Origin of the sequence: Gluconacetobacter sacchari (assembly GCF_014174255.1) — a bacterium.
GTDB classification, from domain to species: domain Bacteria; phylum Pseudomonadota; class Alphaproteobacteria; order Acetobacterales; family Acetobacteraceae; genus Gluconacetobacter; species Gluconacetobacter sacchari.
Map to the genome: position 1 here is coordinate 12,236 of NZ_JABEQJ010000041.1, position 21,455 is coordinate 33,690.

A 21,455-nucleotide genomic window follows, 5' to 3' on the forward strand; every position below is an offset into this window, starting at 1 on the left:
CCGGTGCTTCAGCACCAAGAGCATCCAGCTGACGTCTGACACCTCCACCGAATGCCGGTGAGGGCCCGAGGGCCGACCGGCCGACCGCCGCGCATTGTCCGAATTCGCGGGACAACAATCAGGGCGCGTCATACGCCGCGTTGTCAGCGGCGCAGGCGCGTCCGCTTTTGCAACGTTCGCCATCCCGTTCTTCTCCGCGGAGAAAACCCGATGGCATGCACCGTCTGTCCCGGTCCACCAGCATATCTTTCTGTCATGACTGCGCTGCTGGCGCTCTTCAGTGCATCGTCGGCCGTGGCGGCGGATGCGCCTGCGCAGCGCGAGCATCTTGCGGGGGTCATCCGCCAATTGGAACTGGCGGATCGGCTCGCCGCCCAGGCCGCCCATGTCACGCCCGACGGACCCACACGGTATCATTTCGATTTTCAGCGCCTGGACACGGATCTCAAAGCTGTCCGTGTGGGCATCGCCGATTACCTGACGCCCCAGCGGGCACAGCCGCGTGATCCGCTGCGCCTGAACGGCGACTATGCGCGTGAGGGATCGGAACCCCCGACGGGCGCGCGCAATCCATGACGCTGTCCTCCGATCAGAGCACCGCCTTCCAGGCCAATGGCGGCTTCACGCCGGCCAGCGTGTCAACGGCCGCGACCGGCATGGTCTTCGCCGTGCTCCTTCTCTGGGGTGCGTGGGCCACCCACGCCGCCTGGGCGGGCTGGGCCGGGCGCAAGCTGACGGAGCGCCAGTTCCTGGGCGTGATCACGCGCTTCGTCGCAATGTACCTGGCGCTCGGTGTCCTCCTCCTTTCCTGACTCAAGCCGCGAGCACGACGATCATGACGACCATTCCGACCTCTCGCCATTTCCTGACACAACCTGTCGTCTCCTCCGCGGCGCTGGCGACCGCCCTGGCACCGGCCAGCGCATTCGCCGCCGGCCTGCCGACCATGGAAGACCCGTCTCGGGGGACCGGCAGCGGGATCATCCAGACCCTGCAAAATTACGGCTATGACATCGTGACCCTGATCGCACTGCTGGTGATCGCGTCAATGTTCATCGGGGTCTGCTACCACGCCTATACACGCTACTCGGAGATCCATACCGGGCGCGCGACCTGGGGGCAGTTCGGCCTGACCGTCTCCGTCGGCGCCGTGCTGCTGGTGATCGGCATCTGGCTCCTCACCAAGGCCACCGGCATCCTCTGATCCCGGGACCCGGCCATGACCGCTCCGAACACCCCTCATGAACCACAGAATGGGCTGGTGACGTTCCTGCCGCATCGCCTGAACCGGCAGCCAGTCGTCGTGCGCGGCCTCACCGCCGACGAACTGTGGATCTGCGCCGGCCTGTCCGGTGTCGCCGGCCTGCTGCTGGGCATCCCGCTTGCCGGCGTCACCCACAGCATCGCCATGATTCCGACCATGGCCGTGCTCGGCATCACGGCGGGCATCTTCGCGGGCGGCGGCTTCCTGCGCCGCCAGAAGCGGGGACGGCCCGATACCTGGCTACACCGGCAGATCCAGTGGTGGCTCGCCGTCCGCCATCCGTCTCTCGGTGCCGTTCTGGGCACCCGCGCCCTGATCACCCGCAAAGGGTCCTGGAGCACACGGCGACCAGCCCGAAAGACCATGCCGCCGCAGGGCGGATCATGAGCCGCTTTCGCAATGAGATCGCGCATCTTCAGGCGCATGTCCGGACATTGCGTCTGGCGGCCGGCGCTCTGTTCGTCATTGTGTTGCTGCTCTCGTTCGGCTGGTGGAGCGCGCCACGCAATCTGACCATTCACGTGCCGCCCGATCTGCGCTCGGGCAGCACGCGCCGCTGGTGGGATGTGCCACCAGAGAGCGTGTACACCTTCGCCTTCTATGTCTGGCAGCAGATCCAGCGCTGGCCTTCGGACGGGGAAGCCGACTATGCACGCAACCTCCGCACGCTCTCACCCTACCTGACGCCGAGCTGCCTCGCGTTCCTGCAACAGGATGATCTCTACCGGGCGCAGAACGGAGAACTTCGCAAACGTGTCCGCGGCATTTACGAGATTCCGGGCCGCGGCTACGGCGAGGATCCGACATTGCGCGTCAGGACGGTCTCGAACGACGAATGGGTCGTCACGCTCGACGTCACCGCCGACGAATATTACGGCGCCGAGCAGGTCAAACGCGCCTTCGTGCGCTATCCGCTCAAGGTCGTGCGCATGGATGTCGATCCCGAACACAACCCGTTCGGCCTGGCGCTCGACTGCTACGCCGGCACACCGCAACGCATCGAGGTCGCACCCGCGCCTCCCGCCGCCAATCCGTCCGGCGGCACTCCCCTCACCCCGCAGGGAGACGTTCCGTGAAACGGTTTGTTCTGCCGGCCCTGTCCGGCCTCGCCGTTGCCGTCGGGCTGGCGCCCGAGAGCCGAGCCGTCGAGATCCTGCACTGGGCACGCCTGCCGCTCGCGGTACCGCTGGTCGTCGGTCAGGAGCGGGTCGTGTTCGTCGATCGCAACGTCCGGGTCGGCGTCCCGCCGGCCATCGCCGATCATCTGCGTGTGCAGAGCGCCGGGGGCGCCATCTATCTGCGTGCCAGCGATCCGATCGCACCGACACGGCTGCAAGTGCAGGATGTCGCAACCGGGGCCCTGATCCTGATCGATATCGCCGCCCTGCCCGCGAAGGACGGTCAGTCACCGCTGGAACCGGTGCGCGTCGTGGAGGACGAGATGCCCGCGCCCCGTTACGGCGGCACGGACGGCACCACCGCCGCCGATCCCGGCATCGCCTCCGGCAACGCGAGCCCCGCCGCGCATGAGACGCCCGTTGCCGTCGTGCTGACCCGGTATGCCGCACAAAGCCTGTATGCGCCCCTGCGCACCATCGAACCGGTGGCGGGGATCGGCCGCGCGACGCTCCGTCATGACTTGTCGCTCGGAATGCTGCTGCCAACGCTGCCCATTCAAGCGCGCGCGCTGGCAGCCTGGCGTCTCGACGACCAATGGGTGACCGCGATCCGGCTCACAAACCTTTCCGCCAATTGGCTGGACCTCGACCCCCGCGCGCTGCAGGGCGATTTCGTGGCGGCGACCTTCCAGCATCCGGACCTTGGCCCGGCGGGACAATCCACGGACACGACGGTGGTCTATCTGGTCACCCGCAGTCACGGCCTGGCCGAATCACTGCTCCCGGCGATTGCGCCCATCGATCCGGTCGTGAACTTGCCCCCCGCCGGGGCGGCCGGCGGAGCCGGGAGAGATCACGGTGAAAAGTAACGGTCTGCTCAAATGGCTAATGATTCCGATGGCGCTCGCCGTGCTGTTCGTCACGATCCGCCTGTTCTCCGGCCACTCCGCCCCTTCGGCCGGGTCGCAGAACACCAGCCAGCTCACCCCGGAAGAGATGAAGGCGCTGGGCATCGAAGGCGATACGCCGCGCGACACGGTGGCGACGCTGGTCGCGCAGGTGAAACAGCTGCGCAATGAATTGCAGACCGCGCTGAACGACAACACCGACGCCAAGGTGGAGAACGATCGCCTGCGGGCACGGGAGAGCACCATCGACCAGCGCATTCAGGGCGCGATCGACGGCGAACGCAACCATCTGCGCGAGGAGCGCGATCAGGTCAGCAACGACCACAAACAGACCCAGACCCTGCTGCAGGATCTGCAAAAGCGCCTCGACGGGCTGAGCGGCAAGCCAGGGCAGAGCGATCTTCCTGTCGGCCTCGGGCTCCAGGACGGCGATGGCAAGAGCTTCGACAGCACCCGCTGGGTCGAGCCGGACGATCCCCGTCCCGACGACAGGAAGGGGAACGGCGCAAGTGCCGGGACGCACGCCTTCGCCACCAGTTTCGGTCCCGCGCAGACGACGCTGACGGGTCCCGCCGCGGATACCGCCGCCAATAGCGGCACGCCATCCCGGAACAGCGGGACGCCGGTCTATACGGTGCCGGCGAACGCGACCCTCATGGGCTCCATCGCCATGACCGCGCTGATCGGACGCGTGCCCATCGACGGCACCGTCAACGATCCCTATCCCTTCAAAGTACTGATCGGTCCGGACAATCTGACCGCCAACGGCATCGACCTGCCGGACGTGGCGGGCGCCGTCGTCAGCGGCACCGCGTCGGGTGACTGGACCCTGTCCTGCGTGCGCGGACAGATCCGCAGCGTCACCTTCGTCTTTCAGGATGGCACGATCCGCACCATGCCGGAGGACCGAGGGGACGCGAATGGCAATACAAATACGAGCAACACGGCTTCCACCGGACAGAACGGCAACACCAACGCCATCCAGGGCGGGCTTGGCTGGATCAGCGATCCCTACGGCATTCCCTGCGTAGCCGGCGAGCGGCACAGCAACGCCGAGCAATATCTCGGCTCACAGCTGCTCATCACCGCAGCCGGGGCCGGGGCGGCGTCGCTGATCCCCAAGGGCGACAACGACTACTCCTTCGTCAACGGCGCCAATGGCTCGACCATCGGCACGGTCGGTATCACCGGCAATCAGGCCATGGGCCGTATCCTCGCCGGTGGCGTGCAGGAAATGTCGCAATGGGTGGACAAGCTTTACGGCCAGGCCTTCGCCGCGATCTACGTGCCGCCGGGCGCCAGGGTGGCGGTCCATATCGATCACCCGCTCAACATCGACTACGATCCGAAAGGACGCCGGGTCAACCATCGTATCGGAGAAGCCCATGCGTCCGACCTGGACTGACGCCAGCTTCCTGCTCGCCGCCTCGCTGCTCGTCGCCCTCGGCGGCTGCTCGACCAGCAAGGACGCGGTGCTGCCGCATGGCGACAGCACGATGCTCGACATCTGGAATCAGGAAACCGGCGGTGGCGCGAGCAGCAGTCAGGCGTCGCGGCGGTTGCTGGACGCGCGCCAGAGCCTGCGCCGTCCCCTCACCGAGGCCGATATCCGCGCCGAGCAGGCCGTGAATAGCACCTACACCCGTACGGCAGCCAATGAGATCTATCGGCAGTTCCACCGGCTGCCCAATCCGGATCTGGTGATGTATGTCTTCCCGCACCTCGCCGGCACGGACCCCGCGCCTGTCCCCGGCTACACGACCGTCTTTCCCCTGTATCAGCGAGTCCAGTACGCCATGCCGGGCGAGCGGCTGGAGGCATATTGATGGCATGGTCGTTCCCCTGGGCAGCGCGGGGCGGACCGCCGGCAAGCGATGGGACTGACGCGCCCGATGCATGGGATCGCTATGTCTCGGCCCTGACGCGATCTGGTATTCCGTCGCCGGGCGAGGTCCTGCGTCGCGGCAAACGAAAGCCTGCCACGCAGGCAGACGTGGAGGCGCTCTATGATGTCGCGCCGTCCTTCGTCGAACTGCTGCCCTGGGCAGAATATCTGCCCGGCTCGCAGAGCCTCCTGCTCGAAGACGGTCGCTCCGTCGCCGCCTTCTTCGAGTTGACGCCCGTGGGTACCGAGGGGCGCGAGATGGCGTGGCTGTGGCATGCCCGCGACGTGGTCGAGAATGCGCTTCAGGATTCGTTCGATGAACTCGACGAGCATCCCTGGGTGGTGCAGTTCTATGCCCAGGACGAACCGAGCTTCGACGACTATCTGCATGGCCTGCGCGACTACGTCCGGCCTCGCGCGCGAGACAGCGCGTTCACGGAGTTCTACCTGCGCTTCTTTACCCATCATCTGAACGCCGTTGCCAAGCCGGGCGGCCTGTTCGAGGACAGGACCGTGACGCGCCTGGCCTGGCGCGGGCAGGAGCGGCGCGTCCGCATGGTCGTCTACCGGCGCACGCCGACCGGCGCCAATGCCCGCCGCGGCCAGTCTCCCGAACAGGCGCTGACCACGATCTGCGACCGGCTGACAGGCGGCCTGGCCAACGCGGGCGTGCGGACAAGGCGCCTGGACGCCGCCGCCATCCACGCCTGGCTGCTCCGCTGGTTCAACCCGGCCCCGGCCCATCTCGGCAGCACAGCCGAGGACCGCGAACGCTTCTACGCGCTGACCCGCTATCCTGACGGCGAAGAGGACGGCGAACTCGAACTGGCCAGCGGCACCGATTTCGCGCAGCGCCTGTTCTTCGCGCCGCCGCGCTCGGACGTTACGCACGGCACCTGGATCTTCGATGGCATGCCTCATCGCGTCGTCGTCATGGACCGGCTGCGCACGCCGCCCTCAACCGGACATCTGACCGGCGAGACCCGCAAGGGCGACGCGCTCAATGCACTGCTCGACCAGATGCCCGAGGATACGGTGCTGTGCCTGACCATGGTCGCCACGCCGCAGGATGTGCTGGAGGCGCATCTCAATCATCTGAGCCGGAAGTCGGTCGGCGAGACGCTGGCCTCGGAGCAGACCCGGCAGGACGTGCAGCAGGCCCGCCAGTTGATCGGCAGCGCGCACAAGCTCTATCGCGGAGCGGTGGCCTTCTATCTCCGTGGCCGCGATCAGGAGGAGCTGGACGCGCGCGGCCTGCACCTGACCAATGTGATGCTCAACGCCGGCGTGCAGCCCGTGCGCGAGGACGACGAGGTGGCCCCGCTCAACAGCTATCTCCGCTGGCTCCCCGCCACCTTCGATCCGGCGGCCGACAGGCGGCAATGGTACACGCAGCTGATGTTCGCCCAGCATGTCGCGAACCTCGCTCCGGTCTGGGGACGCAGTCGTGGCACCGGCCATCCCGGCTTCACCCTGTTCAATCGCGGCGGCGGCACCATCACCTTCGATCCGCTGAACCGCCTCGACCGCCAGATGAATGCCCATCTGTTCCTGTTCGGCCCGACCGGCTCCGGCAAAAGCGCCACGCTCAACAACCTGCTCAACCAGCTGGTGGCGATCTACCGCCCGCGGCTGTTCATCGTCGAGGCGGGCAATTCCTTCGGTCTGTTCGGGGATTTCGCCGCCCGCCTCGGTCTTTCCGTGCATCGGATCAAGCTCTCCCCCGGCTCGGGCGTCAGCCTGGCGCCCTTCGCGGATGCGTGGCGCCTGGTCGCGACACCCGGTCAGGTGCAGACTCTTGACGCCGACGTTCTGGAGGAACCGCAGGACACCAGCGCCGCCGATGGGGACGAGCAGCGTGATGTGCTCGGCGAGCTGGAAATCACCGCGCGGCTGATGATCACCGGCGGCGAGGACAAGGAGGAAGCGCGGATGACCCGCGCCGACCGTAGCCTGATCCGCCAGTGCATCCTTGATGCGGCCCGGCGCTGCGTGACCGACAATCGTCCCGTCCTGACCCGGGATGTCCGCGACGCGCTGCGCGAGCGTGGCGGCGACGCGACCCTGCCGGAGATCCGGCGCGGCCGCCTGCTGGAAATGGCCGATGCGATGACCCTGTTCTGCCAGGGTGTCGACGGCGAGATGTTCGACCGCCCCGGCACCCCCTGGCCGGAGGCGGATATCACCATCGTGGATCTGGCGACCTTCGCGCGAGAGGGCTACAGCGCCCAGCTGTCGATCGCCTACATCTCGCTCATCAACGCCGTGAACAATATCGCCGAGCGCGACCAGTTTCTCGGCCGGCCGATCGTCAACGTCACCGATGAAGGCCATATCATCACCAAGAATCCGCTGCTCGCACCCTACGTCGTCAAGATCACCAAGATGTGGCGCAAGCTCGGGGCCTGGTACTGGCTGGCAACGCAGAATGTCGACGATCTCCCCAGAGCTGCCGAGCCGATGCTCAACATGATCGAATGGTGGATCTGCCTGAACATGCCGCCGGACGAGGTCGAGAAGATCGCGCGCTTCCGCGAACTCACCCCCGCGCAGAAGGCGCTGATGCTCTCTGCCCGCAAGGAGGTCGGGAAATTCAGCGAAGGCGTGATCCTGTCGAAATCCATGGAACTGTTGTTCAGGGCCGTGCCGCCGAGCCTGTATCTCGCGATGGCGATGACCGAGCCTGAAGAGAAGGCCGATCGCTACCAGCTGATACAACAATACGGCGTCAGCGAGCTGGATGCGGCCTTCAAGGTGGCAGAGAAGATCGACCGTGCCCGCGGCATCACGCCGCTGGCCATGGATCTGCCGGAGTAAGGGGGGAACAATGCGCTCGCCCTGGTCCGCTGCGATCGCACGCCGCCTTCTGTGGATCCTGGCGATTGCACCGGTCCTTGGCGGCGGTGGATGGTTCGCCCTCCATTCGCGGTCCAATACGGCGCCGCAAAGCGCCCCGTCCATGGTAGAGAGTCCATCGAAAGCAGGGCCGCCATGGATTTACGGCCGCCGTGATGCACGCTTCACGGTGATCGAATACGCCGATCTGGAGTGCCCGTATTGCCGGACCTATTTCCCGGTGCTCAGGCGTTGGATCGACGCCCATCCCGATGTGGATTGGCAATGGCGGCACCTGCCGCTGCCCATGCACCAGCCGGCGGCACTCGGTGAGGCGCGCCTCGCCGAATGCGCCGGGGAAGTCGGCGGGGCTGCCGCTTTCTGGAACGCGGTGGCCTGGATTTATGGGCACACGCGGGGCGATGGCCAGGGGCTTCCCGCAGACGCGCGGCTACCGTTTGCCGGGGTCACGATGCAGCGTTGCCTCGACAGTAGCCGTCCCGACGACATCGTCCGCGAACAAGCTGCGGAGGCGGCACGCGCCGGGATCGCGGCGACGCCGACGCTGCGTCTTCTGGACAGGCGGACCGGAAGGATGCTCCTGCTGGCCGGCCCGGTTGACGGCGACGCGTTGCTTTCCGCGATCGACCTGCTCCTTGAAGACAACGCTCGGCACGCTACCGCGCCAGCCGCTGGTCCCAGTGCCGCTATATCCAAGTAATTGTGACTGTCGAAGGCCTGATCGTTAATTGTAATCTCGAGAGCGCGTGTCGCGGCCTGTCATTTGGTGGCAAACGCGCACCGGACCGGACCGGACCGGACCGGACCGGACCGGACCGGACCGGACCGGACCGGACCGGACCGGAAGCGGTGATGGAGATTTCCGCGGAAATCAACAGGCCGCTCCGCACGCCCCGTTCGCGCTCTCGGCTCCCCTCTCCCGGTCAACCTCGCTGTCCAGAAGCAGTTCCGCTGCCCGCCACGCCCGGTCCGCCGCATCAAACTCATCCAGGACGGTGGCGGACACCGTAGCGCCATCGAGAAGATAGACCATGCTGTGCGCCAGATCGTCCGAACGCGTCCTCGGCACGCCGCACGCTTCCAGAAGAACACGCACCGCGTGACGCAGGCTACGCTTCTGCACACGAGATAACTCCTCGATGAGGTCCTGCTTGCCCGTGTATTCGTGCGTCGCTCGCAAAAACACAGATCCGGCAAACTCAGGCTGTCGGAACCATCGCGTATGCCAATCAAACACCGCACGTAGACGGGCCCGCGGCCCGGTATGCTTTCTGACCGCATCAATGAGCGAGTCTTCCAAGTCTTCAATATGGCTTTCGAGGAAGTCGATCACCAAGCCCTCTTTATTACCGAAATGGTGATAAAGCGCCGTCTTGGCGACTCCCGCTCTTTTGGCGATGAGGTCGACGCTGACCTGATGAAACCCGTGACGAGCAAACAGCGCGCCCGCGGTTGCCAACAGAACCTGACGACTGCCGTTCCGGTTCGGCTTTCGGCGGCGTTTATGCTGCAACATATCCAGGACCTCACAGGCACTTATATGAAACCGGTTCCGGGACCGATTGAAGCATCAAGAAATCAATAAGTGCATGGCCCGTATGAAACCATTTGCCCCGGCGGTGATCATTTTCCAACGGAACCGAAAGCGACGACGCTTGAAAAGATTTTCGGCGACTTGAGGGATCATACGGACTTGCGGTCAGGAACAGCAACACCCATTGGACGCCGCGCTTTGTCCTCCCCTAGAGGGTAGAGCGCGCGTGGGCGTGAGCCCCGTCATGGCGCTTGATCCCGGCACAACGGATCGCCTACGTATTTCCACAGGCCCATCGTCGTTGACGATGTCCCACCGACCCTGTCGGCGAGATGCCCAGGTGGCCAATGATCTTCAAGGCCACGGCGCGACGCCATTGCGTTGATCGAGCCGCTCGCATCGCATCCCCCGGCGAGCAACCATCCTGCGTGATGGCGGATGCTGTCTTCCTCATGTCTTTTGACCGTCCGTCGTCGAGAGTCCCCCTCTCCCGGACCATCTGCATCTTGAGACACCCCCCCGCCATCACGGCGGCTCTCCCGAAAATCTTCCTCCTCAACCCGCGCGGGTCACCATGACCCGACGGGTCTGCTGTGGCTCCGCGCATGTTCCTTGCCCAGGAGTCCACCATGTCAGAGCCCAAGATCCATCTGTTCGATGGTATTCCCTTCGTCGCATCTCCGTATGAGAGAGCCCTTGTTCGTCACGACGTGTTCTCGTCCCAGTTCCGAATCATCTGCCAGGGTCTGCTCGAACTTCCCGAGGATGACCCGGCCTATGGAACGTGGTGGACAGCCGTCACCTTGCTGCTGGGTGAATGCGGTCTGATCGAAGACGCCGTGGCCCTTGCCCAGGACCTGGTGTCGAACCACACATTCGACCTGGATCGAGCCAGCGGAGAGCTTGATTTTGCCCCTCAAGTGATCCGCATCTGCGACCCGCACGACCGGCTCGTTCTTGCCGGTGATGCCCGATGCAGCACCATAGCCTGGTGTGCTCCGGTCGGCTCGGACGAGGAAGCGGCAACCGTCGCCACGCAGGCCCGCGCATTGCACGACGAGGGCAGTATCGAGCAGGGGTGGGACAACTACGAGACCGCCAAGAGTCTGTGGCTGCAAGCCGATCTTCTCCGGGGGCGACTGGTCGACCCGCTTTGGCGCGAACACGCGCGCAAGGCGATCACAGCCCCTTCCACCTGAAATCGTTCGCGGGAGCTTCGGCTCCCGCTTCTTTCTTCATCCGGCAACAAAGCGGCATTCACGCAGTGCGGCTTCCTGGTCGCTACGACGCGCCCGAGACGATCGACTGGCTCACCCGATCGACTCCCGGAACGCCTGCCATGCGGAATTCTCGTCACCAGCGCCTTCGACGCCGTGCGACAGCGATGATGATGCTCGCCGCGCCCTCAAGCGTCGCGATGTGGACTCCGACCGCCCGCGCTGACGTGCTGGTCGTCACCGACAGCCACCATCCGGTCGAACCGACCGCCAACGCCACTGTGGTGGAACTGGATGCCCCGACACGGATCGAGAACGAACTCGCACAACATCTGCCCGGGGATCCCGACCAGGCCGCCACGCTTGTCCGCCAGCGTCTGCACGACGGTGGCCCGGCACTGCAGCAGCGTCTTGAACACGCCTACCAGAGCGTCGCCATGGCATTCGGACTGGGCGTCGCAAGGATTCCCGCGGTCGTCGTCGACCATCGCTACGTCATTTACGGCGACCCCGATGTCGCACGTGCCGTGACACGCATCGAGCGCTTACGGGGCAGTCGGCCATGACCCGCCGTCGGGACACACGGACCACGCGCCTTCGTCTCGCCGCCGCGGTCATGCTGCTGGCCGGCTCCGCCTCGGCATCCACCCTGAGCACCGCCACCATCACCATGTCGGCTCTCTCGCCGGACTGCCTCGACTATCGTATCGTCGGGATTTGCTACTGGCTCCATTGCTCCTGGTATGGCTGCTCGGTACGCACGTCGGTGAAGATCCGGCACTACATTCCGGATGCGGTGGTCTCAAGCTACGCGAACACCGGCGCGAATCCCTGGATCGATGTCCGGCCCATGAGCCTGCCCAACCCCACGGCGCAGGCCGGCGGCGACGGCACGACCAGCCATAGCAACGAGAACGACATCGCGCGGTTCAAGAACGCCGATGTGATCGGAGATCCTGCCGGCATGCTGTTCAGCCGCTTCGCCGGCACCTTCGGATTCGCCTGTTCGGGCGCCGGCTCACCGCTGATGCCGTATCTGCTCAGCACGTTCGACACCGTGGCATGGCGGTACAACATTCCCGAATCCGTCTACCCGGAAGCACTGATTCCGGGGATGCGGGAGATCGGCAGCCGCGCCGCGCTCGACCTCTGGGGCAACGTCTATCCGCGCGGCGGTTTCCTCCACGAGACCGACGATTACAAGACAGGCGCCGTTGTGGCCCAGCGGGCCGGGGACATCGTGACGCGCCGCGGCCAGTTGCATGTCTATCAGCCCCTCCTCGCGACGGCGCACGACGGGTACTGGCCCGCCGGCGCTCTCAAGGAAGGCGACGCCTCCACCGGCAAGTGGCAGGAGTTGACGCCGACCATCTCGTCCCATTGCGCCGTCTTCCCCAACAGCGACACGCACACGCAGGCCCGGGACGGCGCCTATGCCTGGGCGCTCTGGCGCCCCTATACCTGCTGCAAGCGCATGGGCCAGATCTTCCTCGGCAGCACCGATTTCAACTGAGCGAGGTGCCGATGCGAATTCCGTCCTCCTTCGTCCTACGTTTTGCCACGTTCATGGGACCGGTCCTCGCAACCGCCTGTCTGCTCGCCAGCGGCGGTATGGCCCAGGCACAGCAGGTTCATCTGGACAGCAACGGCGCGGGCATCCAGGGCAGCGTGATCGGCGATGACGTGCTCTACAGCATCGGCGGCGGGCGGGCCGTCTCGATGGGCAGCGCAAGCAACATGCAGAGCATTGGCGTCGGCCTTGGATGGAACAGCAACCTGATCTGCGGAAACATGAATCTGGCGACGACGCTGCAAAACCAGCTCAATGGTGTTACCAACGGCTTCCAGACCATCATGTCCTCAGTCATCCAGAGCGCCACCAGTGCCGTCGCCTCGCTGCCCGCTCTAATCCTGCAGCGGGCCGATCCCGGGCTCTACAATCTGCTGACCAACGGCATCCTGCAGGCGCGCCTCGATTTCGACCGCTCGAAGCTGACCTGCCGCAACATCGCCAATCGCCTGGCCGACGTCGCCGGCGGGCAGGTGAGCTGGGACCAGCTTGCCGAAGGCATGACCCTGAAAAACGTCCTCGGCACCGGAAATGGAGACGCTGTCTCGGCGGTCAGCCAGGCCGAGTCCAGCCACGGCAATAATGGTGTGCCGTGGGTCGGCGGCAGCAATGCGGGCGGCAGCGGCCAGTCCGCGATCAAGGTCGTGAGTGATGTGACCCGCGCCGGCTACAACCTCCTCAACGGCCGCGGCGTCACCGATACCTCGTCGATCGACAGTTCAACCTGCGGCAACCGCCTGACCTGCCAGACATGGGCATCGCCGCAGGCGGCCTCGGACTGGGCGACGCGGGTGCTGGGCGAACGCGAACAGCAGACCTGCGAGAGCTGCACCAAGACGCAGACCACACCGGGCGTCGGTCTGACCCCGGTGATCCAGGAAGAATACGAGACCAAGCTCAAGGCATTGCAGGATCTGGTGACCGGCGCCCAACCGACGACCACCGCCAATCTCGAAGCAGCGGGCAGTGACGCGCTGCCGGTTACCCGGGGCGTTATCGAAGCCCTGCGTGACGAGCAGGACCAGGACCTTCTGGGACAGCGTCTGGCCTCGGAGGTGGCGCTCTCCAGCGTGCTGGAGAAGGCGCTTCTGTTGCAGCGCACAATGCTGACGGGCGCGCAGGAGCCCAACGTCGCCGCAAACGATCTGGCCGCGAAGGCGGTCGACCAGGAAAATACCACGCTGGAGCAGGAAATCCGCAATCTCAAGACCGAACTGGAACTGCGACGGGAACTGGCGGGCGATTCAGCGATGACCCTTATCGGACGACACAACGCACGGGCCGACGGTTCACGCGGCATCTTCCAGGGAGATGCCATTCCGGATCGCCTTGATCAGATCCAGAAACCGCGGAGCGGCACGCCATGACGCGGCTCCCCCGGTGGCGGTTCACCTGGCTCATCAACCGCCGTATCGGCCTGCCGCTCGCGTGGTGCGGACTGATCGCCGGCGCCGCGGTGGCCGCCAATGCCGCCGGCGTCCGGGTTGTCGGAGACGTCGCCGGGTGGGAGCGCTGGATGCGGGTACATGCGGGTGTCTTTCTGGCGTGGCGGCTCTGCCTTTACGCCATCACCGCGCGCGGGTGGTGGTGGATGCGCCAGCGTGTGCTGATGCGCGAGCCGTCCGCAGAAACGCGCCAACGCTTCATACGCATCGAAATCGCAGCCGTCGCGGCCATTGGCCTCATGGAAGGCAGCGCCTGGCTGCAAGACGGCCAAGGCGGCCCACAGCCATGACCCTCTACACGACCGATTACCTGGACTATTACCTGACTCTGGTCGGCTGGCTCGTCAGCAATGGCATCTGGAATACGCTCGTCACCAGCGGCGTGTTCGCACTGCCGTTCGTCAGCATCATCATCCAGGAATGGCTGCGCGCGCGGGCCGAGGGCGCAGACGAGGGCAACAAGGGCGTGCTGTCCTCCATGCGCATCGAGAACCGGGTCTTCGTCGCGATCGTGGTCATCATGTTCGCCGGCATCCCGTTCATCCCGGTGAGCCTCTCGACGATCCAGTTCGACACGACACGCTCGCAGCAATGCCAGGTCAGCGCCCCGCAACCGTCCAGCACCGGATGGGCCACCTCCTATACCGCGCTCAACAACCAGAGCGCCCTGGTTCCGGTCTGGTGGTTCTTCATGCACGCGATTTCCAAAGCGATCACCGGTGCGGCGGTCGCGGCAATCCCCTGCGGCACCGATCTGCAGCAGATCCGGATGGATGTGAACGCCACCCGCATCAATGATCCGGTGCTGGCACAGGAGGTCGCGGACTTCACGCATGACTGCTACGGTCCGGCGCGGGCCAAGCTGTTCATGAACCGCCCCGCGCTGTCCGACAGCCAGATGAACGACGTCACCTGGATCGGCTCCAGCTACTTCACCAGCACCAGCGGCTTCTACGACAGCTATCATTCCGAAACGCCCCGGACTGCCTGGCCCTATGATTCCACCCGCGATGCCGGATTGGCTCAGGTGAGCAGCGGCGGCGGGTATCCCACCTGCAAGCAATGGTGGTCGGACGGGAGCCAGGGTCTGCGCGGCCGGATTCTGGCCCAGGTCGATCCTGGTCTGTTGTCGCGCATCGGCAAATGGGCCGGCTTCCTGTCGCAGGACGACGTCAACAACTCGGTCATCCGGACGGTCGTCTCTCCCCGGCAGCAGATCATGAACCAGGGGCAGGTCTATTCCGACTATGGTGGCCAGATCGGCATGACCCTGCCCAACGTCGTCTCGCGCGGTGTCGGCGATGTGGGGCTGGCCGTGGGAGCGACGGGCTTTTTCCCGGCCATGGATGCCGTGCGTCAGGCACTCCCGATGGTGCTCTCCATGCTCAAGATGGCGCTGGTGATCTGCATCCCGCTGGTGCTGGTGGTCGGAACCTATGAACTGAAGGCGGTCATGGCCGTGAGCTGCGTGGAATTCGCGCTCTTCTTCGTCGATTTCTGGTTCCAGCTCGCACGGTGGATCGATAGCACGATTCTGGACGCGCTGTATGGGTCAGGGGTCTCAACGATCAGTCCTCATGTCAATTTCGATCCGCTGATCGGCCTTAACAACGCGTTCGGGGACATGCTCCTGAACTTCGTCATGGCGACGATGTTCATCGTGCTGCCGACGTTCTGGGTTTCAGCGCTTGGCTGGGTTGGCATCCGCGCAGGAACAGCGCTCCAAGGATTGGCGGCAGGAACGAAAGACGTTCAGACCGCAGGAGCCAAAGGGACAGATGCCGTCATGAAGGCCGTGAAGCAGATATAATCTAATCCTGCTCATCATCTGGATCATGCGGATCCACTCGATATCCATCATATGTGTATAGTCCATGCCCCAGCGGACCGTATCGCCACTCGGTTCCCGGCTCATCCTGCTGGGTGCCACCGGTCGAGATCATCCCGGCGGCGACCAGTCCGAAAACGAGCAAAAGCGTTAGCCAAAATGCCACATGGCACAGCATTGCAATAACGCCCAGCCTGACGATCCAAGACGACGCGATAACAACACCCGAAGGCAGCCCTTGAGCTGCCAGCCACGCCATAGCCCGCAGTTCGCGATACGCGTAGGCGCGCCACGCCTTGCCCAGCCATCGGCCCAGCCGCTCCGCGTTGTTGCTCTGGGTGTTCGGTGTCATGGCGAATATTATGCCATAGATCCGTTCATCGGTTCCACCTTTCTTATGGCCGCCAACCGTCTTGGTGCAGTCCGCTGTCTAAACAAGGAACCGTCCCATCCCTTATTGACCGCGAGAATTTTTCTGCTGAGCGTCCTAAGCTCAAAAGGCTAGGGCTAAAGGGCCAGGAAGGGGCAAGGGAGTGGAGGTCAAGGGGAAAGGCCCCCACCTGAAAAGGCCAAAAGGCTCTCCCCTTCGCCGATCTCCGGGATACGCCATGCTCCTGCCATTCCGACGCAAAGGCGTCTTCACCAACCGTACATCGTCCGCTCGGCCAGAAACGGACAAAGGGCTGCTGATGCCCCAGCCGGCCGCAAGGCTGCTCGCCACGCCGCGCCGCCAACTCCTGCTGGAGCATATCTGGCAGCGCACCTCGCTCTCGCGGCAGCAGTTCGGAAAGCTCTACCGTGGTCCCATCGAGCGGTATGCCGAACTGGTCCAGCAATTCCCTGCCTCTGAAAGCCACCACCACGCCTACATAGGCGGCATGTTAGATCATGGCCTTGAGATAATCGCGTATGCGTTGAAGCTGCGGCAGTCACGCCTTCTGCCCGCGGGCGCCACACCCGAAACCCAGGCCGCCCAATCCGAAGCATGGACCGCCGGCATCGCTTATGCCGCGCTTCTTCACGATGTCGGCAAGATCGCCGTTGACCTTGATGTGGAAGACTCCGCCGGCCGCGTCTGGCACCCGTGGCATGGTCCGTTACAGTCGCCCTACCGTTTCCGCTACCGCAAGGATCGCGACTACCATCTGCACGGAGCCGCCACCGGCCTGCTTTACATGCGCGTGCTCGACACCGCCCTTCTGGATTGGCTCAGTGGACACCCTGAACTTTGGGCTGCCTTGCTATTCGTGCTGGCGGGGCAGTACGAACGAGCCGGCATGATCGGCGAACTGGTCACGAAGGCGGATCAGGCATCTGTCGCGCAGGCACTCGGCGGTGACCCGGCGAAGGCGACGACAGCGCCGAAGCACGCGCTACAACGCAAGCTGCTTGATGGGCTGCGTTACCTGGTGCGGGACGAACTGAAGCTCAACCAGCCACAGGCGTCTGATGGCTGGTTGACACAGGACGGCTTGTGGCTGGTCAGCAAGACCGTCTCGGACAAGCTGCGGGCCTATCTGCTGGCACAGGGAATCGACGGCATTCCCGCCAACAACACGGCCGTCTTCAATGTGCTACAGGATCACGGTATCGCGCAGCCTGCGTCGGACGGCAAGGCGATCTGGAAAGCCACGGTGGTGAGCAACGCGGGCTGGACTCACAGCTTCACTTTCCTGAAGCTCTCCCCAGCCATGGTCTGGTCGTCGGCCGAGCGACCGGAACCGTTCGCCGGAACAGTGACAGCCGACGAACCGACGTTTGGGGAGGTGTCATCTCATAGGACGGCCTCGGCCCCCGATTCACCGTCCGATCTCGGCGAGGGACCCCAATGCGATCCGCTCTTCGATCTACTTTCGACGTTCGGCGCCTCTGCTGAGGTCGAGCCACTATCCGCCGACGCCCCAGAAACAGCTTCGGACCGGGCCTGCGGCACTGATACGCCCTCGCCTACTCCAGCGTCGGAGCCAGATACAGATGCCCCTACCCCTTCCGGCACGCATTTTATTAAATGGCTAAGGAACGGAATTCTATCGCATCGCCTCATCATCAACGATGCAAAAGCCCTTGTTCATATTGTGGCCGGCACCGTGTATCTCGTCAGCCCGGGTGTCTTTCAACGATATGCACAAGAGCATCCAGTAATATCGGCCCTAGCCAAATTGGAAAGGATTCCAGATTGGCGATGGACCCAACAGGCTTTCGAGAAACTTCATCTCCACCGGAAGCAGCCGAATGGTCTAAATATCTGGACCTGTGAAGTTCAAGGTCCAAGAAAGGCACGGCGCCTCCACGGCTACATACTCCTCGACCCATCCAACGTCTTGGCTCAACCATTCACAGACAACCCATTTTTAAAACTCGTGGAAGAAGCGCCCCCGCTGCCAACAGAGTGAATGTTGGTTCTCTACTCTATTAATTTTGGCGATAAGACTTCCATAGATTTAGTGACTTTGTAAGTCAGGCTTTGACAAAACAAGATAGAAGGCAGGAACGACAAAAAGTGTCATAATTGTCCCGAAACTGAGGCCCGCACAGATAACAAGTCCCATGACGTACCGCGCAGCAGAACCTGCTCCGGTGGCGGCCAGAAGTGGCGTAACCCCGAGAGTCATGGCGGCCGTCGTCATAAGGATTGGGCGTAATCTGAGACCGGCAGCATGAAGAACAGCGTCTCGTTTCTTCAGACCACGACGCCGGGCCTCGTTGGCAACTTCAACGATCAGGATTCCATGCTTGCTGATTAGGCCGGCAAGCGTCACGAGTCCTATCTCACTATATAGATTGATGGTCGCTCCACCTACACCGAACCACAAACAAAAAACCGCACCGGCCGAAGACATTGGCACAGAAGTGAGGATGATCAAGGGATCACGAAAGCTGTTAAACATCGCCGTCAGACAGAAAAAAATGACCAGAAGACCGAAGAAAAAGTTCGGAATAAACCGACCGCGCTCTTGCTCAAAGGCTCGTAATCGCCCTGACGTGTCGGTGAAGAAACCATGTGGAACACGGTGCGCTGAGATAGACTGTAGACAACGATAAGCATCCTGAACCGTCACACCCTTCTCCGGCACGCCATTCAGTGTAGTCGCAAGCATACCTTGGAAATGTGGAATCTGTTCCGGCACTACGCGGCGCGTCAGCGTCGCCACCTCAGAAAGCAGAACGGGTACGGAGCCGACATATGTTATCGGATAATCAAGAACCTGTGTATCGTTTAAGCGAACAGAGCGCATCGCGAGCGGAAGAACGCGGTATGAGCGCTGCTGAAGACTGAAATAATTGACGTAGGATCCGCCCAGCATCCAATTTAGAGAATTACCAACATCACGTGCCTGCAAGCCTACCTGTGCAATTTTATCGCGGTCGAGACTGATTGTTGTCTCAGGCTGATCAATCTTGAGATCGGTTCCCAAGTAGGCGAAACGACACTTTCGTCTTGATGCCGATACGATCTCCGAGCTTATAGCAGCTAAGGTTTCGACGCTTCCGCTTCCCCTGATGACGAACTCGATTGGCATGCCGCTGCTTCCCGGGAGCGATGGCGATTGCACCGCCACAAGGTCAAGACCGGCGACGGTGCTTAGCATCGGTTGCATGGCAGCAGCGATATCCTCCGCAGATCGCTGGCGTTTGGACCAAGGCACCAGTGTTACGCCATCGTCGACAGTGCGGTCTTCATCCCCGATAGAGTAGTATCGGATCTCCGGAAAGCGTTTAAAAATGTCGACAATCTGCTTATCGGAGCGTGTCAAAAAATCCATCGTGGCGGTTGCTGGACTGTCTCCTTCAATCCCCAACGCGCCCGTGTCCTCCTGCGGTGCCAGTTCTGTCCTTGCAAAATGAAAAAAGGCAGCATTGGATCCAAGGACGCAAGCTGCGATCAGGAGAATTAATGGGGTCCGGTCAAGCGCGCGCGTTAGCAGATTTCCGTAGGCAGCTTGCATACGCGTAAGTTGATGGTCGCTCCACGCGACAAAGCGTCCTTCTAGCGCGTCATGTTTCGGCAGGACATAGGCGCACATCATCGGCGAAAGGGCCACCGCGAGCAAAGCAGAAACCGTCACGCTCGCAGCCAACGTAAATGCGAACTCGGTAAACAGCGCGCCTGTCAGCCCTCCCTGTAGCCCAATCGGGAGATAGGCGGCTGCGAGCACCACGGTCATCGCGACGATTGGCGAGAAGAGATCGCGGGCTGCCGTTTTCGCCGCGTCGCATGGGTCCATTCCATCTGTGAGGTGACGACTAACATTTTCAACCACTATAATCGCATCGTCAACTACTAGCCCGATTGCCAACACAAGCGCGAGCAGCGTCAAAAGATTGAAAGAAAACCCTAACCAGGACATCACCGCAACGGTCCCCAAGAGGGAAAGTGGGATCGTAACCAGTGGCACGAGCACGGCGCGCAGCGAGCCCAAAAATAGAATGGTCGTAAGCGAGACGATAACGATAGCTTCGACGAGAGCAATGATCACTTCACGCAGTGATGCGTGGACAAAGTCCGCAGCGTTGTAAGCGATTGCAACGGATAAACCAGGAGGAATGCTGTTCTCTAACTCGGCTATAGCACGAAGGAGATCGTGTTCCGTATTGAGTAGATTCGCACCCGGCGCGAGTGTCACTCGAATAAATGCGCTCCTGCCATAACTGTCCAGAACGTTGGTAGTTGTATTTTCTGGCCCGTAAGACACGCGTGCCACGTCACCGAGACGTACGATTGCTGATCCGTTACGTCTCACGACCAGACTGCGAAATTCTTCTTCCGTATGCAGCCCCGTCGTTATCGTCAGACGGGTATAGCTGTCGCCACCGAGCGTTGTTCCTACGCCCGTAACATAATCATTCGCCGCGAGAGCGCTCGCGATATCCTGCGCTGTGAGCCCGTATCCAATCATCTTTCCGGGGTCCATCCAGACCCGCAACGCCAGATCACCCTGTACAACGCTATCCGCCTGCTGTACCCCGTTGACCCCATGCAACCGCGGAACCACGATCCGGGACACGTAGTCTGAAATCTGTTCTAGACGAAGTATCCTGCTCGAGACCGCGATGAACATGGCTGCCTCCTCGTTGCTGGACATGGTGATCACCGGCTGCTGGGTACCCTGAGGTAGGCGATTCTGGATCGCTGAAACATACGCCTGAACTTGGGCGATGGCGATCCGTGGATCTACATTGAGTCTCAGGCATATCGTTACGTTTCCGGTTCCGTTTTGGCTGGAGGAGGTAATGTAATCGACGCCGTTAGTTTGAGCGACAGCGGCTTCAATGGGAGACGTAATAAATCCTGCCACGGTATCCGCATCTGCGCCATAATAGGTCGTCGAAATCTGAATTCTTGCGCTTACAGTTTGGGGGAATCGTTGAATGGGTAGAGAAACGGCACCCCTCAGGCCACAGACGAGTAGCAGAAGGCAGATAACGATAGGGATAATTGGTCGGTCAACGAGGGTCCCAAGCATACGCGTCATTGCCTCACTCCTCGGATAACGTCGGTGTGGCGCTCTCGCCTGGCCGCCCGAGGGACGAGACCATAACGACCTCTTTGTCGCGCAACTTCATCTGGCCGGAAGTTACGACGGTCTCCCCGGCTCTAAGCCCCGATGTAACGGTTATCAGGTCACCTCGTGTATCGCCGGTGACGATCAGACGCTCACGTACTACCGGCTGTTCATTCCGAGTCGTCGTTACTATGAACACCGTGCTTCCGTAAGGAGTAACCATCCGGCGAGAGGCGCGGGCATTGTCAGGCGGCGATGGTATTGTGGTCCTGGTGGAGAGCTTTCCAATGCCAGGGGAGGAGTTCGTGGAGGCGGGGATTGGGGAT

20 protein-coding genes and 1 pseudogene are annotated in these 21,455 nt (G+C 62.7%); 17 read left to right on the forward strand and 4 right to left on the reverse strand.

Annotated elements, in window-relative coordinates:
• The first annotated feature begins 255 nt into the window (after nucleotides 1-255).
• From HLH48_RS20625 to HLH48_RS20670, 10 genes are read left to right on the forward strand one after another with little or no spacing between them, the layout of a single operon-like run.
• Nucleotides 256-576, forward strand: a complete 321-nt coding sequence (locus HLH48_RS20625) for an integrative conjugative element protein, RAQPRD family (RefSeq protein ID WP_246387612.1) — start codon at nucleotides 256-258, stop codon at nucleotides 574-576.
• Nucleotides 573-812: a TIGR03758 family integrating conjugative element protein gene (locus tag HLH48_RS20630; RefSeq protein WP_182999355.1), complete on the forward strand. Its 240-nt coding sequence runs from the start codon at nucleotides 573-575 to the stop codon at nucleotides 810-812. Before HLH48_RS20625 ends, HLH48_RS20630 begins: the two co-directional genes overlap by 4 nt.
• A 23-nt stretch (nucleotides 813-835) precedes the next feature.
• Nucleotides 836-1,204 carry a TIGR03745 family integrating conjugative element membrane protein gene (locus tag HLH48_RS20635; RefSeq protein ID WP_182999356.1) on the forward strand — a complete coding sequence of 123 codons (369 nt, stop codon included), beginning with the start codon at nucleotides 836-838 and terminating at the stop codon, nucleotides 1,202-1,204.
• 15 nt (nucleotides 1,205-1,219) lie between these two features.
• Nucleotides 1,220-1,651, forward strand: a complete 432-nt coding sequence (locus HLH48_RS20640) for a TIGR03750 family conjugal transfer protein (RefSeq protein WP_182999357.1) — start codon at nucleotides 1,220-1,222, stop codon at nucleotides 1,649-1,651.
• The gene (locus HLH48_RS20645; RefSeq protein WP_182999358.1) at nucleotides 1,648-2,340 is read left to right on the forward strand and encodes a PFL_4703 family integrating conjugative element protein; all 693 of its coding nucleotides are present in this window, start codon (nucleotides 1,648-1,650) and stop codon (nucleotides 2,338-2,340) included. Before HLH48_RS20640 ends, HLH48_RS20645 begins: the two co-directional genes overlap by 4 nt.
• Nucleotides 2,337-3,251, forward strand: a complete 915-nt coding sequence (locus tag HLH48_RS20650) for a TIGR03749 family integrating conjugative element protein (protein WP_182999359.1) — start codon at nucleotides 2,337-2,339, stop codon at nucleotides 3,249-3,251. The genes HLH48_RS20645 and HLH48_RS20650 overlap by 4 nt, the downstream gene beginning before the upstream one ends.
• The gene (locus HLH48_RS20655) at nucleotides 3,241-4,695 is read left to right on the forward strand and encodes a TIGR03752 family integrating conjugative element protein (RefSeq protein WP_182999360.1); all 1,455 of its coding nucleotides are present in this window, start codon (nucleotides 3,241-3,243) and stop codon (nucleotides 4,693-4,695) included. Before HLH48_RS20650 ends, HLH48_RS20655 begins: the two co-directional genes overlap by 11 nt.
• Nucleotides 4,676-5,116 (forward strand): TIGR03751 family conjugal transfer lipoprotein, encoded by a 441-nt coding sequence (locus HLH48_RS20660; RefSeq protein ID WP_182999361.1) that lies wholly within the window; start codon nucleotides 4,676-4,678, stop codon nucleotides 5,114-5,116. Before HLH48_RS20655 ends, HLH48_RS20660 begins: the two co-directional genes overlap by 20 nt.
• Nucleotides 5,116-7,992: a conjugative transfer ATPase gene (locus HLH48_RS20665; RefSeq protein ID WP_182999362.1), complete on the forward strand. Its 2,877-nt coding sequence runs from the start codon at nucleotides 5,116-5,118 to the stop codon at nucleotides 7,990-7,992. Before HLH48_RS20660 ends, HLH48_RS20665 begins: the two co-directional genes overlap by 1 nt.
• A gap of 10 nt (nucleotides 7,993-8,002) precedes the next feature.
• Nucleotides 8,003-8,731: a DsbA family protein gene (locus HLH48_RS20670; RefSeq protein WP_182999363.1), complete on the forward strand. Its 729-nt coding sequence runs from the start codon at nucleotides 8,003-8,005 to the stop codon at nucleotides 8,729-8,731.
• A 171-nt stretch (nucleotides 8,732-8,902) separates the two neighbouring features.
• Here HLH48_RS20670 and HLH48_RS20675 read toward each other — a convergent pair whose 3' ends face one another.
• Nucleotides 8,903-9,547 carry a TetR/AcrR family transcriptional regulator gene (locus HLH48_RS20675; RefSeq protein ID WP_182999364.1) on the reverse strand — a complete coding sequence of 215 codons (645 nt, stop codon included), beginning with the start codon at nucleotides 9,545-9,547 and terminating at the stop codon, nucleotides 8,903-8,905.
• Nucleotides 9,548-10,194: 647 nt separating this feature from the next.
• Between HLH48_RS20675 and HLH48_RS20680 the strand changes: the two genes are divergently transcribed.
• The 6 genes from HLH48_RS20680 (at nucleotide 10,195) to HLH48_RS20705 (ending at nucleotide 15,607) form a co-directional block, all read left to right on the forward strand.
• Nucleotides 10,195-10,764: a hypothetical protein gene (locus tag HLH48_RS20680; RefSeq protein WP_182999365.1), complete on the forward strand. Its 570-nt coding sequence runs from the start codon at nucleotides 10,195-10,197 to the stop codon at nucleotides 10,762-10,764.
• A 185-nt stretch (nucleotides 10,765-10,949) separates the two neighbouring features.
• Nucleotides 10,950-11,348: a TIGR03757 family integrating conjugative element protein gene (locus HLH48_RS20685; RefSeq protein WP_246387613.1), complete on the forward strand. Its 399-nt coding sequence runs from the start codon at nucleotides 10,950-10,952 to the stop codon at nucleotides 11,346-11,348.
• Complete coding sequence (locus HLH48_RS20690; protein ID WP_182999367.1) at nucleotides 11,345-12,295, forward strand: TIGR03756 family integrating conjugative element protein; 951 nt, start codon at nucleotides 11,345-11,347, stop codon at nucleotides 12,293-12,295. Before HLH48_RS20685 ends, HLH48_RS20690 begins: the two co-directional genes overlap by 4 nt.
• A gap of 11 nt (nucleotides 12,296-12,306) precedes the next feature.
• Nucleotides 12,307-13,719: an integrating conjugative element protein gene (locus HLH48_RS20695; RefSeq protein ID WP_182999368.1), complete on the forward strand. Its 1,413-nt coding sequence runs from the start codon at nucleotides 12,307-12,309 to the stop codon at nucleotides 13,717-13,719.
• Nucleotides 13,716-14,087: a hypothetical protein gene (locus HLH48_RS20700; protein ID WP_182999369.1), complete on the forward strand. Its 372-nt coding sequence runs from the start codon at nucleotides 13,716-13,718 to the stop codon at nucleotides 14,085-14,087. Before HLH48_RS20695 ends, HLH48_RS20700 begins: the two co-directional genes overlap by 4 nt.
• Nucleotides 14,084-15,607: a conjugal transfer protein TraG N-terminal domain-containing protein gene (locus tag HLH48_RS20705; RefSeq protein ID WP_182999370.1), complete on the forward strand. Its 1,524-nt coding sequence runs from the start codon at nucleotides 14,084-14,086 to the stop codon at nucleotides 15,605-15,607. The genes HLH48_RS20700 and HLH48_RS20705 overlap by 4 nt, the downstream gene beginning before the upstream one ends.
• A 1-nt stretch (nucleotide 15,608) precedes the next feature.
• Here HLH48_RS20705 and HLH48_RS20710 read toward each other — a convergent pair whose 3' ends face one another.
• Nucleotides 15,609-15,977 (reverse strand): DUF3742 family protein, encoded by a 369-nt coding sequence (locus tag HLH48_RS20710; RefSeq protein ID WP_182999371.1) that lies wholly within the window; start codon nucleotides 15,975-15,977, stop codon nucleotides 15,609-15,611.
• A 256-nt stretch (nucleotides 15,978-16,233) separates the two neighbouring features.
• Between HLH48_RS20710 and mobH the strand changes: the two genes are divergently transcribed.
• Nucleotides 16,234-18,018, forward strand: a complete 1,785-nt coding sequence (gene mobH, locus HLH48_RS20715; RefSeq protein ID WP_182999372.1) for a MobH family relaxase — start codon at nucleotides 16,234-16,236, stop codon at nucleotides 18,016-18,018.
• Between the two features lie 48 nt (nucleotides 18,019-18,066).
• On the opposite strand, the gene HLH48_RS20720 is transcribed toward mobH, so the two are convergent.
• Complete coding sequence (locus HLH48_RS20720) at nucleotides 18,067-21,099, reverse strand: efflux RND transporter permease subunit (RefSeq protein WP_246387614.1); 3,033 nt, start codon at nucleotides 21,097-21,099, stop codon at nucleotides 18,067-18,069.
• A 4-nt stretch (nucleotides 21,100-21,103) separates the two neighbouring features.
• Nucleotides 21,104-21,455, reverse strand: a pseudogene (locus HLH48_RS23010) (hypothetical protein); the annotation flags it as partial.

Excerpts from the sequence above, each read along its gene's own strand:
- HLH48_RS20625 (WP_246387612.1), top strand. The coding sequence starts at position 256 with ATGACTGCGCTGCTGGCGCTCTTCAGTGCATCGTCGGCCGTGGCGGCG.
- HLH48_RS20630 (WP_182999355.1), top strand. The coding sequence starts at position 573 with ATGACGCTGTCCTCCGATCAGAGCACCGCCTTCCAGGCCAATGGCGGC.
- HLH48_RS20635 (WP_182999356.1), top strand. The coding sequence starts at position 836 with ATGACGACCATTCCGACCTCTCGCCATTTCCTGACACAACCTGTCGTC.
- HLH48_RS20640 (WP_182999357.1), top strand. The coding sequence starts at position 1,220 with ATGACCGCTCCGAACACCCCTCATGAACCACAGAATGGGCTGGTGACG.
- HLH48_RS20645 (WP_182999358.1), top strand. The coding sequence starts at position 1,648 with ATGAGCCGCTTTCGCAATGAGATCGCGCATCTTCAGGCGCATGTCCGG.
- HLH48_RS20660 (WP_182999361.1), top strand. The coding sequence starts at position 4,676 with ATGCGTCCGACCTGGACTGACGCCAGCTTCCTGCTCGCCGCCTCGCTG.
- HLH48_RS20665 (WP_182999362.1), top strand. The coding sequence starts at position 5,116 with ATGGCATGGTCGTTCCCCTGGGCAGCGCGGGGCGGACCGCCGGCAAGC.
- HLH48_RS20670 (WP_182999363.1), top strand. The coding sequence starts at position 8,003 with ATGCGCTCGCCCTGGTCCGCTGCGATCGCACGCCGCCTTCTGTGGATC.
- HLH48_RS20675 (WP_182999364.1), bottom strand. The coding sequence starts at position 9,547 with ATGTTGCAGCATAAACGCCGCCGAAAGCCGAACCGGAACGGCAGTCGT.
- HLH48_RS20680 (WP_182999365.1), top strand. The coding sequence starts at position 10,195 with ATGTCAGAGCCCAAGATCCATCTGTTCGATGGTATTCCCTTCGTCGCA.
- HLH48_RS20685 (WP_246387613.1), top strand. The coding sequence starts at position 10,950 with ATGATGATGCTCGCCGCGCCCTCAAGCGTCGCGATGTGGACTCCGACC.
- HLH48_RS20690 (WP_182999367.1), top strand. The coding sequence starts at position 11,345 with ATGACCCGCCGTCGGGACACACGGACCACGCGCCTTCGTCTCGCCGCC.
- HLH48_RS20695 (WP_182999368.1), top strand. The coding sequence starts at position 12,307 with ATGCGAATTCCGTCCTCCTTCGTCCTACGTTTTGCCACGTTCATGGGA.
- HLH48_RS20700 (WP_182999369.1), top strand. The coding sequence starts at position 13,716 with ATGACGCGGCTCCCCCGGTGGCGGTTCACCTGGCTCATCAACCGCCGT.
- HLH48_RS20705 (WP_182999370.1), top strand. The coding sequence starts at position 14,084 with ATGACCCTCTACACGACCGATTACCTGGACTATTACCTGACTCTGGTC.
- HLH48_RS20710 (WP_182999371.1), bottom strand. The coding sequence starts at position 15,977 with ATGACACCGAACACCCAGAGCAACAACGCGGAGCGGCTGGGCCGATGG.
- mobH (WP_182999372.1), top strand. The coding sequence starts at position 16,234 with ATGCTCCTGCCATTCCGACGCAAAGGCGTCTTCACCAACCGTACATCG.
- HLH48_RS20720 (WP_246387614.1), bottom strand. The coding sequence starts at position 21,099 with ATGACGCGTATGCTTGGGACCCTCGTTGACCGACCAATTATCCCTATC.